Origin of the sequence: Bacillus cereus group sp. BfR-BA-01523 (assembly GCF_022662615.1) — a bacterium.
GTDB lineage: Bacteria > Bacillota > Bacilli > Bacillales > Bacillaceae_G > Bacillus_A > Bacillus_A mycoides.
In genome coordinates, this window is sequence record NZ_JAKUDX010000006.1 from 24,610 (window position 1) to 39,801 (window position 15,192).

Below are 15,192 nucleotides of genomic sequence, written 5' to 3' on the forward strand. Positions count from 1 at the left end.
ATATGTATCATCTCGTTACTCATTAATATTTCAATTGTCCCCAAAGGATCTAACGGCCCATACACACTACCACCTAAATTTATTATCATTTCGAATATCTTTTAATACCGCCTTTAAAGCGTGACTATTCCCATGAATATCTGAAATCATCGCTATTTTTCTCTTCATTGTAACCCCTACTTTGATAAATTATTTATAACACCTCAATTTCTAAACCCTTTCCTCATAAAATGTTATTCTATTTGAGAACGGATCAATCACAGTTAATTCAATTGTATCCCAAGGTGTTCTCTCTATATCAGGTTTTGAATACGCATAATCTTTACTTGATAAAATAGCATAATAACTTTTTAAATCCTCTATTTTCACACGAATTGCACCGCCTGGTGAAGCATCCCCATGATGTTCAGATAAATGTATTACAGTATCATTTAACGAAATTTGCATATATAATGGCATATTTTCCTCATACCGATGTTCCCAATCCAGTTTAAATCCTAAAAAATTAAAGTAAAATAACTGAGCCTTTTCAATATCAAAAATTCTAAATATAGGTGTAATCATTTATAATCCCCTCCTATTTATAAACATCCGCCGCCAATTCCCGCAAAACATCTACATTCATCACTTCAAAACAACCATTGCTTTTCTTTATAATTTCTTTATCACAAAACACATTTAATGTACGTAATAAATGCCGATAACTCGTCCCTAACAATTCAGCTATTTCCGTTAAATTCCCACTAAACACAATTCGATTCCCGTGCTGAACAGCGCGTTCCCCTGCTGCTAACATGTAACTCGCAAGTCGATTTTCAAGTGGATACAGTAAATTAATTGTACTATTTTTTGAAAGTCGATTTAATTTATGGGCTAAAGAACCGCAAATACATCTCAAAAATTTCGCATCATGAAATAATTGGTTTCTCACTTTCCCTAAAGGTAGCCCAACACAATACGAATCTGCCATCACTTGTACGTTTGAAGCAGTCTTTTGAGAATGAATTAACTCCACATCTCCTAGTAACTGCAAACTATCATAAAAACATAATAATACCGATTTCCCGTTACTTAATGTGTTAAACGCTTTCGCTTTTCCTTCAACAAAGAAATATAAATAATCTATCTCTTCGTTTTCTCTGCAAATGAACTCATTCTTTTTAAAAAATATAAGTTCCATATATGGTTTCATATCACTACTAAAAAATGAATCAATATTATTTTGTTTCATATACTCTGCTAATTTATTAGAATTACATACTTTCTTCATAGTCCCCCACCTTTACAACTCATCCCAATTGTAAACAAAATTTTCTTCTTTCACTATGACATATGTCATAGTAATACACAATTTCAGCATGATACAGTCATTACAAATATGAAATATAAAAAGGGGATATTACATTGTATAACTTTCTTTCTGTCTTTATTGGTGTGCTTATTGCCATTATGCTCCCATTGAATGGGATATTATCTGAGTTAATTGGCAAGTACACAGCGAGCGTTGTCATTCACCTTGTCGGTTTAATTGCAGTTATTTTCGTTTTAATCCTTAACAAAAATAAACTCCATTTTGATAAAGGTATTCCACTTTTTTTATATAGCGCTGGAGCAATTGGAGTATTCACTGTTCTTTTTAATAATATAAGTTTCTCTGCTCTTGGTGCCTCTATTACGATTGCATTAAGCTTACTTGGTCAATCCATCGCTTCCATAGTTATTGATCATTTCGGTTTATTAGGAATGAAAGTTTCGAAGTTTGATAAGAAAAAATTAATTGGATTAGTATTCATCTCTTCTGGAATTATAGTCATGACAATTTATTAATGGAGGTAAGAAAATGTTATATATTTGTATCGCTATTTTAGCTGGTGTTTCTATCGTTGTTGCTAGAATTATTAACGCGAATTTAGCAAAGGAAATTGGAAATTGGGAAGGCACATTTTTCAATTATATTACTGGATTATTTTTCTCCATGTTATTTTTAATTTTCAGTTCAGATTCGTTATATATTTCTAGTCATACGTTACAATCCATACCTATCGCTGTATACTTAGGCGGATTAGTAGGCGTTATCGTCATCTCATTATCAAACTATATTACTCCTAAAATATCAGCATTTTATTTAACGTTACTCATCTTTATCGGACAATTGTTTACGGGGACTATCATCGATTTCTTCCTGTCACACGAACTATCAACCGGAAAAATTATCGGTGGAATTCTCGTATTAACAGGGCTCACTTACAATTTACTCATTGATCGCCCTATAAAAACCGTGAAGCATAATCACGTTCAACTATAATACTTTACGCTTACCTATCATATATTAGTAGAAAAGCTCTTCACATGAAGTAATAGAGAGGAGAATATTCTATTAAGAAAATCATTTTACTGCTAGGTAGCGCATTGATTATTTTTGGAACCGTATGGTTTTTAAACTCTGGAAAATCTATTCAAGATCTCTATACAGCAAGTAAACCAAAGAAAAAAGCTACTATTATTTCAACTCAAAGAGACCCAAATGCACCTCCTGTTTTTTTAGGAAAACAGGAAATAAAAGATATACATGTAGAGTCGCTTAAGACAAAAAAATCTATCTTCCTTACAAAAACAGATGAATTAAAAACATTCATTAACAGTATGGATACAGCAAAAAAAGGCGATTTAACACTAGATGAAGAAGGTTCTGATTTAGTAGATTGTAACATGTGGATTACTTTCCAAGATGGAACTTATAAACAATATTTAATTTGGATAGTAGATAACAACAGTAGTGAAGTTATGATTGCCCATCAAAACACTCCTGATGACGTAGACCTTACTTATTATCAATTAAATGAAGGTAATTCAAAAAAAGTATATAACTTATTTAAAAAGGTTATTTAATAGAAAAAGTCATGAGCTACTTGGCCCATGACTTTTCTATTTATATATATTCAGGGAACACTTTACAACTCTTTTCCTGCTCTATATCATGTCCAAAGAAAACAATTGGGTTCTCTTTCCTAACAACTTCTTTTAAACGTTTAATTGAAGATAAAGCTAATTCCGAATCAAATCCAGCGAACGGCACTTCATCTTCAAAATTTTCTTTCGTATAAGATGCATCAATCGTTAATAACACAGGACCGGATTTTTCTGTCTCAATTAATAGCGACTGATGCCCCGGAGTATGTCCTGGTGTATACAATAATTGAACTCCTGGTACAACTTCATAATCCCCTTCAATGATCTTGTATTTCAAATTCGGCAATATACATTCTTTCATATATTCTTCACTATATTGTGCCGCCTCATATTCAGCACGCTGCACAATAATCGGTGTATTTGTAAAAGCACCATTTCCTCCTGCATGATCAAAATGCAAGTGGGAACTAATAATATAAAGAAGGTCTTCCGGTTCATATCCAACGCGTTTTAAAATATTTATGATTCTATCTTCTTCAGTCATTTTCGGTAAAATATGTCCTTGAACAAATGTACCGTTAAAAAGATCTTCGTTATTAACCGCACTTTCTGGCATACCTGTATCTACTAAAATAGGCCCCTCTTCTGTCTCCAACAAATAGCACCATACAGGTAAGTTCAATAAATCCCCCGGTGTGAGCGTACTATTAACAGAGGAATGATCTAACATACAACGACCAGCTGGTACGAAATAAAGCTTCTTTACCGTCATTATGTATCCACCTTTACATTTAGTTTTGAATAAAACAATACAGTAAAGAATTCCTCTTGTTAGAAATAAACTCCTTCTCACTTTTCATTGTTTCAGCTATTATTTTTGAGTCATTCACAAATTCTCCTTACATCGTTAATTACTATTCGTTACCTCCTAAAAATCGAGAGTAATAAAACAACTGTTTGTATTCTGAAATAAAGTTCGAAGTAAGAAAGTACTTTAAGCAATACAGAAACAAACGCTAGTATACGAATGGAAAGGATACACACTTAAACGAATGTTACATATAAAATAACCGACTACCTACATGTTGAGAAAAGGAGTCGGTTATTTTTCTTATTTATTATTGCTCTTTATGTGTGGCGAGCTGAGTTTATAAAAGATAATATGCTATTGTTTTTTTACTGTAATATTTCCGTTATGTGTGTTTAATTTAATTACATTTTCTCCCTTTCCAATAACCGTATTCCCGTTATATTTATCCAGGATATTCGCGTTGCCATTGCCGACAGAAACATTAAATTGCACATTAGTTGGTTCTTTTTCGGTTTCAATATTAATTTTTCCATTGTGAGCCGTAAAATTGAGATTTCGATCCAGTTCATTCGTTTTCAGAGTAAGACTTCCATTTTTAGTTTGCCCCTCTATTTCACCTTCAACATGGTCTAGCATTATTCGTCCGTTGCTCGATTTCACATGAATATTTTGTGCCAATATATCTTTGAAATCCATAATTCCATTGTTTGTTTCCGCGATAATTTTTGGCGAATTGATTTCTCTTAATTCAACACGTCCATTGTTTGTATTTGCATTCAAATGCGTTGTGTTTAATTTTTTTATAGAAACGAAACCATTACTATTAGAAACTTTTAATGAATCATATTGTTTTTCGGGTAGATACACATTTAATGTTAATGGCGCCAATACTTCAGAAATATTAAAATTGAACCAGCTCTGTTGTTTTTCTTTGTAAGAAATAAGAAGCGTCGAATCTTTCTCATCCGTAGCTAATGTTCTTTTTATGTTAGGATTAACTTCGCCATCTAATTTTACTTTAATGTTACTATCTGTTGTAGGATTGATGTTAACACGAACGTTATTCGTATCGATAATGACGCTTGACACATTATTATTAATGACCTTTTCTTCTGAAATTGGTACTGCAGCAATTGAACGATAAGTGAATAAACTTCCGATAATACCAATAATGAAAATAATACCTGCAATAATTGAAAGACTTTTTTTATTTATCATGCTTCAAACCACCTTTTACTAGTGCTATATTGAACTTTAAATAACGAACAAATCCATTCTTTGCTAGCTTCGTCAAAAATAACATAGCAATAACAATGAAATATCCAAGTCCACAAAGTGCTAAACAAACGAAAAGATTAAATAACAAGAATGTATTTGGATGTATAATAGTATCAACTAAAACAAGTAATGGTGCACCTAAAAATGAGATACCTAGAACCCATCCTGAAAAAATCAATGCCGCTAATGTAATTGCAGGTCCAAGTACGATTAACAAATTGAAAAAACCTAATCCAATTACTGCCCAAATTGCCCGAAAAACATTTCCTGTTGTTGCACTTGTTGTTACTTTCTCAGTATGATAATCTGCTAATAACTCTTTGGCGATTTGAGCTGGAGAACCTAATGAAGCTACAATTTCTTCTTCACTTTTCCCTTCCTCTAATCCGAAAGTAAAATGTTCTTCATAATCTTTTAAAATATCTGCACGCTCTTTTTCAGATAATCTTTTTAGAGATGCATTTAATTGTTGTAAAAATTTATTTTTCGTCATTACGTACACCTTCTTTTATTAATTGATTGACACCTTGTGAGAACTCATTCCATTCCTCCAAAAGTTGGTACAAATACGTTCTACCTTTATCCGTCAGTGTATAATACTTCCTTGAAGGCCCTTCTGAAGACTCCTGTAAATACGTTGTAAAATATTCTTCTTTAGTTAATCTACGAAGTAGAGGATAAACAGACCCTTCTGATATTTCAATTTGATTGGAAATACTTCGAACTAATTCATACCCATAACGGTCTTGCTGATCAAGTAAGACAAGAACACAAAGTTCTAAAACTCCTTTTTTAAATTGTACATTCAATATTCATTCACCCTATTCTAATTGACATCTACTACTGTTTATTATTTAGTACTGTTTTATAATAAGTAACTACAAGTATAATATAACACTCGGTATTGTTCATTGCAAGGTACACTGGAAAAATAAGTATACCTTTCATCCGACGCTTATAAAATCAAAACGATGGCTGGTCCTCTCCAGTTACAAAGTACTAAATGCGGCTGAAACAGGCCTTTTAGAAAATGGAAAGGACTCAACTTTTTACATAATGACACTTTACCTACTATAATAAAAGAGAAAAACTCTTACTTTAATGGAGGGAATAAAAATGAAAGCAATTGGTTTACATGAATACTTACCTATTGAAGAAGAAAACAGTTTAATTGATATTGAAGTTGAAAGACCTGTTGCCACAGGAAGAGATATACTTGTTAAAATTAACGCTATTTCCGTTAATCCAGTTGATACAAAAGTTCGATCTCCGAAAGATAAAAAAGAAGATATAGCAAAAATACTCGGCTGGGATGCTAGCGGTGTTGTCGTGCAAACTGGCGATGGTTGTACGTTATTTAAAGAAGGCGATGAAGTGTTTTACGCTGGAAGCATTACAAGGCAAGGTACATACAGTGAATACCATTTAGTTGATGAAAGAATTGTTGGTAAAAAACCAAAAACGTTAAGTGATGCTGAATCTGCAGCACTTCCTTTAACAGCTATTACAGCATGGGAAGGTTTATTCGAGCGTTTAGGAATTGATTATAATAAGAAAGATACAAATACATTCAAAAACATTTTAATTATTGGCGGAGCTGGTGGTGTTGGCTCGATTGCTATTCAATTAGCAAAATGGGCTGGACTGAATGTAATCACAACTGCATCCCGCAATGAAACGATACACTGGGTCGAAAAATTCGGTGCCGATTATATCGTTAACCATCACCAACCTTTAAAAGATCAAATATTAGAGTTTGGGCTAAAAGATGTAGATTATATTTTCTGCTTAAACAATACAGATCAACATTGGCAAGCAATATGTGACCTCATTAAACCACAAGGAAAAATTTGCTCTATCGTAGAAAATGAGCACCCTCTTGAAATGGGGATTTTGAAAAGTAAAAGTGCTACATTCGTTTGGGAGTTTATGTTCACAAAAGCGATGTATGAAACTGGTGATATGAGTACGCAGCACGAACTATTAAATAAAGTGAGTGAGCTATTAGATGAAGGTATCCTTCATACAACTTTAAACGACACGTTAACACCAATAAATGCAGAAAACCTTAAAAGAGCACATGCATTGCTTGAGAGTGGACGTACAATTGGGAAGATTGTATTAGAGAAATTTTAATAACAAAAAGTCCGATTTCTAAATAAGAAATCGGACTTTTTTATTACCTTTATTTACTTGAAATCTCTTGATTATTTTGAACGTCTAACGGAGCTCGCTTCCCTATTCCGAAAGCATAGAAACTAATTGTTACGATAGCTAAGAAAACAATACCTACAATTAGTGAAATACGTGTATCATCGTTAAACCACATTCCGATTAATACCATAATTAAAAAGGCAATTGTTAAATAGTTTGTAACAGGAGCAAATGGCATTTTGAATGGATGATCTTTCATCTCTGCTCCCTTTTCTTTTCTAAAACGAATTTGACTAATTAAAATGACAAACCATGGCACCATACCTGGAAGTACACTCGCACTATATACATATACGAATAAGTTTTTCGGTGCAATATAACTTAAAACAACACCAACCGCTAAACCGACAATTACACCAACTGTACCGAATAAAGGTACACCGTTATTCGAGATCTTCGTAAAGTATTTCGGTGCTTGTCCATTTACACCTAGTGTATAAAGCATACGTCCAGCACTATAAATACCACTGTTACAACCAGACATTGCGGCTGTAATAACAACGAAGTTAATAAGTCCCGCAGCTGCCGTAATACCAACTTTCGCAAAAGTTGCTACGAACGGACTACCAATTGAACTTAATTGATCCCAAGGATAAACAGTTACAATAACGAAAATAGCACCAATATAGAAAATTAAAATACGCCAAATTGTACTTTGAATTGCTCTAGTAAGTGTCTTCTTCGGATCTTTCGCTTCACCAGCAGTAATCCCGATTAATTCCACACCTTGATACGCCCCAACTACAAGTGATAATGCAAAGAAGAATCCTGAAAAACCACCTGTGAAGAAACCGCCGTTTGCCCAAAGATTAGATATGCCGATTGCTTCTCCTCCATTCCCAATTCCGAAGAAAATGAGGCCGAATCCGGCAATAATCATTAATAAAATCGTAACGATTTTAATCATCGCAAACCAAAATTCAAATTCACCAAATGACTTAACCGAAATTAAGTTAGCCGCACCAAGAATAACCATCGCGATAATACCAGGTATCCAAGCCGGTAAATCCGGGAACCAATATTTCATATACGCTCCAACTGCGATAATCTCTGACATCCCAACAATAACCCACTGGAACCAGTTACTCCACGCTGTCATATAACCAGCTAACGGATGAATATATTTGTGACCAAATGTCGCAAATGAACCTGTGCTTGGCTCCATATACAACATTTCTCCCATGGCACGCATAATGAAGAAGATGAAAACACCTGCGATTGCATATGCAAGCATTACTGACGGACCTGTCCATTTAATCGTGCTGGCTGACCCCATAAACAAACCAACACCAATTGTTCCGCCTAAAGCAATCATTTGAATATGACGTGCTTCTAAACCTCGTTTCAATTCTTTGTTTGCCACTTCATTTCCCCCTCTTAGATGATTCATAGCCGCATTTAAAGTAAGATGGTGTACCCTAATTCCTGTTTGGCCCTGAAAATGATGAAACAAACGTCATTTTAGACTAACTTTAAAGCTATCCTAAAATCTCATTTTGCCTCTTATAAAATTTCCAAAACCCCTCATCTTCCTATTTTCTATAAAATTTAAAATTGCTCACTTCATATTAATTCATTTATCTGAAAAGTTCAATTATTTTTTCGGTAAATTATTATATATTAGTTTGATTAATTTTTAACTAAATTAACAATAAAATACATCTATTCAATATGATTCCGGTATGAATGTTATTACAATATAAATAACCGAGGAGAAAATATCCGCCTCGGTTTCATACTGTATATACTTCACTCTTTATAGTTTGTACTGTAATTGCTTACACATGCGATTAACGTATCACGCAGAAATTTAATATATTAGTAGAACTACAAAGTCACTAACTTCTACTTTTCTTAATTATCCCATTATCACAGCTGAAAATTCTCTTTCCCATCTCCTACTTTAAGAAAAATATAACCGCACTTAAAACAATCAACAATACACCGGAAAGAGGAAAACTCTTCTCCTCAGCTTTTATCTTTTCCTTAATAATACCTTTAATTTTTGTCTTTATATCCTCTGGGCATTTTCTAAATAAAATATTAGTTGTATGTAATGGTCTATTCAATATTCGAATTTTAACAGGAGATTCTGATAAATATATATTATTTTTATCCAATGTAAATTCTATGTTCGCTTCGGTTAACCCGTCTTTCACTAATATATTCACTCGGCTAGAAGGTAGATTAAATACCGTATAATCATTAAAAGCGAGCCCTCTAATCTCGAAATGTGAGTATATAAGAATAAAAGTTATCAGCAACAAACATAGTATCAATATGGTTTTTGTTAACGAAAGTTTCTCTAATACGTAGGAAGATGTTGTCATATAAGCGCAAAAGAATGCCATTAAATTACAAAGATAGTGGTTTACAATGAAAGTTTTTCGTATAACTACTGTAAGTCCGGAAATGATTAGTAGAGCGCATGCTAAATTCATTAACATATCTTCACCCTCCCCAATAACTATAACTATACAACTTTGTTATATTTTAATATTAATTACATATTCATACCTATAGTTATGTTCATAAAATATAAAAGAGTCTCATTAAAAAATGAGACTCTTTTACAATTTCATATTTAAATCATTTTTGAAGTTTGTTTACCTAAAATAAACACTTTAGTAAATACCATCATGATAACTACTATAGCCAGAAAATAAAGCGGCATCACCATTAACGAGCCCGTATGAAGCTGACTCATTCCCCAAATTGTCATCGTTACAATTACATAGTAGCCTAAGCTAAACAATGCTCCAGCTGTACCAATGACATCTTGAAAATCTACTAATGCTAAACTTAAACAGTTAGGCAATGCTACCCCAATTCCTAATAGCAATATAAACATCGCTACTAAAAATCCAATCATATATATTATGTTTGGATTTGATCCAAATGAATTAATAACAGTTAAGAAGATAGCTCCTCCTGTCATTACAAGACAACCGATATATATAATTTTCTCTGGTTTATAAGTAGCAAGTAACCGCTTTGAAACTTTCGCTCCAATAATAGAAGCGGAAGCAACAACAATTCCTAGAAATCCGTACATACTAGGCGATAACTGAAAGTATTCAATAAAGATAAACGGCGCTTCTGCATAGTAGCTAAATAAAACACCATTCGCTCCTCCAATTAATAATCCATACGTTACTACTTTCGGATTTGTAATTAACCTCTTCAAGACTGAAAACACATTTATTTTATTCGTTACGGAGTCCGCCTTTGTTTCGGGAAGAGAAACAAACGTATACAGAAAAATCCCGATACTCATAACTACTAAACTTAAAAATACGATTTTAAATCCAAACATTTGATCAAGAAAGCCCCCAATTAACGGTCCTATCGCTGGTGTAAAAGCAATGACTGCCGAGATTTGAGCAAACATAACATGACGTTTATGCCCCTCTACACTTTCACGAAGAATCGTTTGTGTCACAACTGAACCAGCACTTGCTCCAAATGCTTGAATAAAACGACTAAACAATAAAAATTCAATAGAATTTGCAATATAGCATAAGAAACTTCCAGCGCCATATACAACAATTCCAAATAACATTGCTGGGCGACGACCAATTATATCTGATAACCATCCAATAAAAAATACACCTAAAGCAAATCCAGCAAAATAAACACTAAGCGTTAACTGTACCTCATTATTACTTACGTGCAACGCCTTTGAAATATCCGGTAAAGACGGTGTGTAAATTGTTTCACTAATTTGCGGAAATGCCACCAGAATGATCATTAACCAAAGTGATGGTACTGAGACTTTTTTCACTTTTAATACCCTCCTATAACTTTGAAAATCTCAGAAATGAATAGACTTTCCTTAGCTATGGAACAGGAGGGGCCATTATAGAAATTCGATCATAAAACAACAAAGAAAACACCTCAATTACGCATGTTAATACTTATAGGAGGGTAATATTAACATTGATTTTTTAAATATACTTTTTCAATTATATTACATATTGCGTTTCTTTTTCTAGTGTTGGGCCTTAGAGTATTTGTTAAAAAGATAACTTGATGCTACCACCTTTTTATGGAATAATTAGGAATAGTTTGAACTTACAGTTCTAATTATTAAACGATAGACTAGCATATTTTAATGTCGTGAAACTTACAAACAGGAGGCCTTTCGTAATGATTGAAATTTTAAAGACAGTAATAAATTTCCTGATTGCTCTATTCTCAGGAGAATTACCAATTGTCTATTATGTGTGGATTATTACCCTATTCCTAATTCAAATAAGCCAATCTACTCTGAATTATAAACTCTTTAACAAGAAAGATAATTTCAGCACTTATACATCGGAAGGATTACTTGCTTTTATTATTTTATTATTTGGAGGTATGTTAGTATCTAAGTTACTTGCTTACATAATAGACAATCCTACTATTAGTATGACAAATTTAACACATTATTTTATTTCTCTTATTATATTAACTATATTTGTCGTCATAAGCTGTCTTAAAGATTTTATAGAAACATCTATCAAAAATAAAAATGTGTCTCTTTTTAGCTTTTTAGTAGTTTCCTTAATAACAAGTATACTTTCATTCAAGTTTTTATCGCCTTTAATCGAAGGTTCTTTTTCTCTTTCTAAATCTTTTATAACCACTTTAATCATTCTTGTAACTATATCAATTCCTCTATTAATTGCCTTAGAGGAAAAGTATGCAGATAAAAAAGAAACGGAAAATTTATAGCTTCTCATTTACATAAAAGAAAGGGGAAGCTCCCCTCTTTCTTTTATATCGTCCTATTTCACAAGATTAAATCATCCCTTTTAATATCAACCCCAAAACTGACATTACCATTGCACTTATAATAATTCGCAAAATCCAAGTTATGTTTGTACTTATTTTTTCCAATTGCTTATTGATTGTTGCTATGTCTTTCTCATTAATAGTGGTACGCGTTTCTAAATTACGAATGTCTCTCATAATTTCTTTTTGCTCCGCCTTGAGACTGTCAATTTTAGCGTAAACATCTTCCATATATTCACACCATCTGTTCATCTCAATAGAAAAAACTATATATATATTATGAGACAACCCTCTTACCTGTGAATACATTCCGTATATCCGCACACCAAATTATTTGTACAATCTAATTGAATTACTTACACGTTTCCATTCTCCTATATATAAGTATTCGTTTAGATAATATGTGGTATAAAAAGAAATCTCATTATTCCACTTTAATAATGTATTCTAAGTACTCTTTATATGCCGTTTCATAAAGACCTGTAGCATATTTAAAGCCTTTTTTATTTTTTTAACAACAAACAAGATGCAATCCAACATGCGGTAGCACCTACGATAATTACTATTAGTTAAATCACCATTCTCACATTTAAAACTCAATATAGTCAGTATTCTCTTCTTAAAAATCATCTTTTTTAGCTACTTAATGTGTACTAATATTAATATGCACTAGCTGTATTGATAAACTCTCTAGTACAAGAAATATACTAGCTGAAGCAGATCTATATCCGATATTTTTCCCATGAACATTAATGCTGATTTCCACTAAATGTGTTTGAATAGCATTGTTTTCAAAAATTTCATCCTCAACTTTTACAATATCAGCTTTACTATCCACTTCTTTAAAGGTTTTCAATAATTTTGTTTCTAATAGACTAAAATCAAAATTTTCATCTTTTATTACAGCAAATTTAATCTTCATATCGATTTCCCCATTTTTAACAAACTAAAATCATTTAATCAATATGAATATATATCAATCTATTAAATAATTCAAAATATACGCTTCTCATACACTATTACTAAATATCATTTCTAAAAGGATTAAGTGCAAAAAAGAAAGAAAGTAAATAAAGAAAAAAATTAGTACTCTCACAATTAAGTAAACTCTAGTTTTTTCTTCTATCTACTTATTATTTAAGGTTAATAGTGATATAACCAGACTAAAAAATTTGACTTAAATTCATTGATGAATGGAGAGGTTTATATGAAATTAAAAGACAAAGTAGCAATCATAACTGGTGGTGCAAGTGGAATTGGTGAATCCACTGTTCGCCTTTTTATTGAAGAAGGTGCAAAAGTAGTTATTGCTGACTTTTCTGAACGTGGAAAAGGCCTATCAGATGAATTGAATGCACATGGATATAATACATTATTTATTAAAACTGATGTAACAAAAGAAGCAGATATTAAACAGCTAATCCATGAGACAGTAAGTAAATACGGTAAATTAGATATTATGTATGCCAATGCCGGCGTTGCTGATGATGCACCGGCAAACGAACTGTCCTATGAAAAATGGAAAAGAACCATTGATATTAACTTGTCTGGGGTATTCCTTTCTGATAAATATTCGATTGAACAATTTCTTAAACAAGGTACAGGCGGTGTCATCGTTAACGCTGGTTCGATTCATAGTTTTGTTTCATTACCTACCCCAACAGCATACTCCTCTGCAAAAGGTGGTGTGAAACTATTAACTCAAAATTTATGTACTGCCTACGCTAAATATGGAATACGTATTAATGCGGTGTGCCCTGGCTATATTGACACCCCTTTACTTGGTAGTGTTAATCCTCAACAGAAAGAATATTTAGCTTCACTTCATCCACAAGGCAGACTTGGAACACCAAAAGAAATAGCCAAATCTGTCTTATTTTTAGCAAGTGATGATGCTAGCTTTGTTAATGGTACAACACTTCTTGTTGATGGAGGCTATACTGCACGCTAATTTTAAAATTTGAAGTACGGCTCTAAGAAATATATAGTCTTTAATAGAAAAAGCGCCATCACAAGTGACGGCGCTTTTTCTATGTAAGAGCTACTAGAAGGTACCCTTCTAGCCTACTCCCATTTATAAGTCCAAAACTGTTCAAGTTGCAGCCATTTTAATGTTGCTGCGTCTTTGTTTTTTATTTTTGCATGCGTTTCTTCTAGCATCGCTTCCGTTTGTGAACGATGCGCGCCTAGTGCAGCTAATTTATGTTCAAATACTTCACTAATATTATTTACAACATCCGGTTCACCGAGTACTGCTTCGCGATTTCTTGTAATCGCAACCGCATGAATGGCTGGACGTTCTTCTTTTGGCATACGTGATACAGCGCGAACTACAGCGCGGCCAAATGCATCATGATCCGGATGTACGCCGTGTTCTGGATAAAATGTAATAATTCGAGATGGATTTACTTCTTGAATAATCGCTTCGATTTTATCGGCAACAAAATCAACATCTTCAAATTCTAACGTTTTATCATGGAAACCGAGCATTCTTAAATCTTGAATCCCCATCGCTTCACATGCATCTTTTAATTCTTTTTCACGTATATTTGGAATCGTTTCACGGTTAGCGAATACGTTTTTCCCCATGTTACGTCCCATTTGTCCAAGAGTACCACATGCGTACGTTACAGGTACTCCTTGATCTGTTAATAAGCGAATTGTTCCTCCCGCAGCAAATGCTTCATCATCTGGATGCGGAAATACAACAAGTACATGTCTCTCCATAAGTTTCCCTCCTTCTTACTTAAATGGCGTTAAGCTTAGCTCAAGCGCTACCGCTAAGCGGCCTTGGTTATCATGCCCTGCTAGTAATAAACGCTCTTTATCGTCTACTTCCCAGTGCGTAATGCCTTCTGCATATACCCAGCCATGATCCATTTTCAAACCAACTCGGTATGGGTTTGTTCCAGTTATTTTCCCACGCTCAAAGCGAATAATTGCATTTCGAATGAATGCTCCTACTGTCATCATCTTTTCATTAAAGTGTGACGCATACGCTCCGTTTGTCGTTTCTAAATGAATATATACATCTTTATTTACAAAACGTTCGATTTCATTTTGAATAAGAGAACTATCTTTTACTATTTCCATCGGAATTCACCTCTTTAAACCATTTTACGCAAAAATAATGTAAATTGCTATCTCTATATTAGAGGACAACGCTCACTTTTCCTAATAATTTGCACTGTGTTTTTTTATTT

At 33.1% G+C, this 15,192-nt stretch carries 20 protein-coding genes; 6 read left to right on the plus strand and 14 right to left on the minus strand.

Features of this window, described 5'->3' with window-relative positions; all coding sequences use genetic code 11:
* Positions 1-66: 66 nt before the first annotated feature.
* From MR066_RS27400 to yeiL, 3 genes are read right to left on the minus strand one after another with little or no spacing between them, the layout of a single operon-like run.
* Positions 67-168 (minus strand): metallophosphatase family protein, encoded by a 102-nt coding sequence (locus MR066_RS27400; protein WP_242247818.1) that lies wholly within the window; start codon positions 166-168, stop codon positions 67-69.
* A 42-nt stretch (positions 169-210) separates the two neighbouring features.
* Positions 211-564: a glyoxalase superfamily protein gene (locus tag MR066_RS16890; RefSeq protein WP_002066393.1), complete on the minus strand. Its 354-nt coding sequence runs from the start codon at positions 562-564 to the stop codon at positions 211-213.
* A 13-nt stretch (positions 565-577) separates the two neighbouring features.
* On the minus strand, positions 578-1,270 hold the full coding sequence (yeiL, locus tag MR066_RS16895) for a transcriptional regulator YeiL (RefSeq protein WP_002165330.1): 693 nt from the start codon (positions 1,268-1,270) through the stop codon (positions 578-580).
* A 134-nt stretch (positions 1,271-1,404) separates the two neighbouring features.
* Between yeiL and MR066_RS16900 the strand changes: the two genes are divergently transcribed.
* The 3 genes from MR066_RS16900 (at position 1,405) to MR066_RS16910 (ending at position 2,889) form a co-directional block, all read left to right on the plus strand.
* Positions 1,405-1,827 carry a DMT family transporter gene (locus MR066_RS16900; protein ID WP_061689262.1) on the plus strand — a complete coding sequence of 141 codons (423 nt, stop codon included), beginning with the start codon at positions 1,405-1,407 and terminating at the stop codon, positions 1,825-1,827.
* Between the two features lie 13 nt (positions 1,828-1,840).
* The gene (locus MR066_RS16905; RefSeq protein ID WP_012261337.1) at positions 1,841-2,305 is read left to right on the plus strand and encodes a DMT family transporter; all 465 of its coding nucleotides are present in this window, start codon (positions 1,841-1,843) and stop codon (positions 2,303-2,305) included.
* A gap of 104 nt (positions 2,306-2,409) precedes the next feature.
* A complete protein-coding gene (locus MR066_RS16910) occupies positions 2,410-2,889 on the plus strand; it encodes a hypothetical protein (protein ID WP_002033404.1) in 480 nt (159 codons plus the stop codon).
* Between the two features lie 40 nt (positions 2,890-2,929).
* On the opposite strand, the gene aiiA is transcribed toward MR066_RS16910, so the two are convergent.
* The 4 genes from aiiA to MR066_RS16930 form a co-directional block, all read right to left on the minus strand.
* Positions 2,930-3,682, minus strand: a complete 753-nt coding sequence (gene aiiA, locus MR066_RS16915; protein ID WP_215559905.1) for a quorum-quenching N-acyl homoserine lactonase AiiA — start codon at positions 3,680-3,682, stop codon at positions 2,930-2,932.
* Positions 3,683-4,075: 393 nt separating this feature from the next.
* Complete coding sequence (locus tag MR066_RS16920) at positions 4,076-4,939, minus strand: DUF4097 family beta strand repeat-containing protein (RefSeq protein ID WP_242247820.1); 864 nt, start codon at positions 4,937-4,939, stop codon at positions 4,076-4,078.
* The gene (locus tag MR066_RS16925; RefSeq protein ID WP_242247822.1) at positions 4,929-5,492 is read right to left on the minus strand and encodes an HAAS signaling domain-containing protein; all 564 of its coding nucleotides are present in this window, start codon (positions 5,490-5,492) and stop codon (positions 4,929-4,931) included. Before MR066_RS16925 ends, MR066_RS16920 begins: the two co-directional genes overlap by 11 nt.
* Positions 5,479-5,808, minus strand: coding sequence for a PadR family transcriptional regulator (locus MR066_RS16930; RefSeq protein ID WP_016100924.1), 330 nt, complete (start codon positions 5,806-5,808; stop codon positions 5,479-5,481). The genes MR066_RS16925 and MR066_RS16930 overlap by 14 nt, the downstream gene beginning before the upstream one ends.
* Before the next feature lie 307 nt (positions 5,809-6,115).
* Here MR066_RS16930 and MR066_RS16935 point away from each other — a divergent pair, with 307 nt between their 5' ends.
* Positions 6,116-7,135, plus strand: a complete 1,020-nt coding sequence (locus MR066_RS16935) for a zinc-binding alcohol dehydrogenase family protein (RefSeq protein WP_242247824.1) — start codon at positions 6,116-6,118, stop codon at positions 7,133-7,135.
* A gap of 49 nt (positions 7,136-7,184) precedes the next feature.
* On the opposite strand, the gene MR066_RS16940 is transcribed toward MR066_RS16935, so the two are convergent.
* The 3 genes from MR066_RS16940 to MR066_RS16950 all read right to left on the minus strand — a co-directional run bounded on the left by MR066_RS16940 (position 7,185) and on the right by MR066_RS16950 (position 10,997).
* Positions 7,185-8,576, minus strand: coding sequence for an amino acid permease (locus MR066_RS16940; RefSeq protein ID WP_242247826.1), 1,392 nt, complete (start codon positions 8,574-8,576; stop codon positions 7,185-7,187).
* 535 nt (positions 8,577-9,111) lie between these two features.
* Positions 9,112-9,660, minus strand: coding sequence for a hypothetical protein (locus MR066_RS16945; RefSeq protein ID WP_088039886.1), 549 nt, complete (start codon positions 9,658-9,660; stop codon positions 9,112-9,114).
* 137 nt (positions 9,661-9,797) lie between these two features.
* Positions 9,798-10,997, minus strand: coding sequence for a multidrug effflux MFS transporter (locus tag MR066_RS16950; RefSeq protein ID WP_242247830.1), 1,200 nt, complete (start codon positions 10,995-10,997; stop codon positions 9,798-9,800).
* A 365-nt stretch (positions 10,998-11,362) separates the two neighbouring features.
* Between MR066_RS16950 and MR066_RS16955 the strand changes: the two genes are divergently transcribed.
* A complete protein-coding gene (locus tag MR066_RS16955) occupies positions 11,363-11,929 on the plus strand; it encodes a DUF5823 family protein (RefSeq protein ID WP_242247836.1) in 567 nt (188 codons plus the stop codon).
* A 66-nt stretch (positions 11,930-11,995) separates the two neighbouring features.
* Here MR066_RS16955 and MR066_RS16960 read toward each other — a convergent pair whose 3' ends face one another.
* Together MR066_RS16960 and MR066_RS16965 are read right to left on the minus strand one after the other, a co-directional pair.
* A complete protein-coding gene (locus tag MR066_RS16960) occupies positions 11,996-12,220 on the minus strand; it encodes a hemolysin XhlA family protein (protein WP_242247838.1) in 225 nt (74 codons plus the stop codon).
* 412 nt (positions 12,221-12,632) lie between these two features.
* The gene (locus MR066_RS16965) at positions 12,633-12,911 is read right to left on the minus strand and encodes a hypothetical protein (protein ID WP_193665539.1); all 279 of its coding nucleotides are present in this window, start codon (positions 12,909-12,911) and stop codon (positions 12,633-12,635) included.
* 285 nt (positions 12,912-13,196) lie between these two features.
* Here MR066_RS16965 and MR066_RS16970 point away from each other — a divergent pair, with 285 nt between their 5' ends.
* A complete protein-coding gene (locus MR066_RS16970; RefSeq protein ID WP_242248037.1) occupies positions 13,197-13,940 on the plus strand; it encodes an SDR family NAD(P)-dependent oxidoreductase in 744 nt (247 codons plus the stop codon).
* Between the two features lie 113 nt (positions 13,941-14,053).
* Here the strand turns inward: MR066_RS16970 and bshB2 are convergent, their stop codons facing one another.
* Both bshB2 and MR066_RS16980 read right to left on the minus strand, forming a co-directional pair.
* Positions 14,054-14,716, minus strand: a complete 663-nt coding sequence (bshB2, locus tag MR066_RS16975) for a bacillithiol biosynthesis deacetylase BshB2 (protein WP_000439465.1) — start codon at positions 14,714-14,716, stop codon at positions 14,054-14,056.
* A 15-nt stretch (positions 14,717-14,731) separates the two neighbouring features.
* A complete protein-coding gene (locus MR066_RS16980; protein WP_000407039.1) occupies positions 14,732-15,082 on the minus strand; it encodes a YojF family protein in 351 nt (116 codons plus the stop codon).
* Between the last annotated feature and the right edge of the window lie 110 nt (positions 15,083-15,192).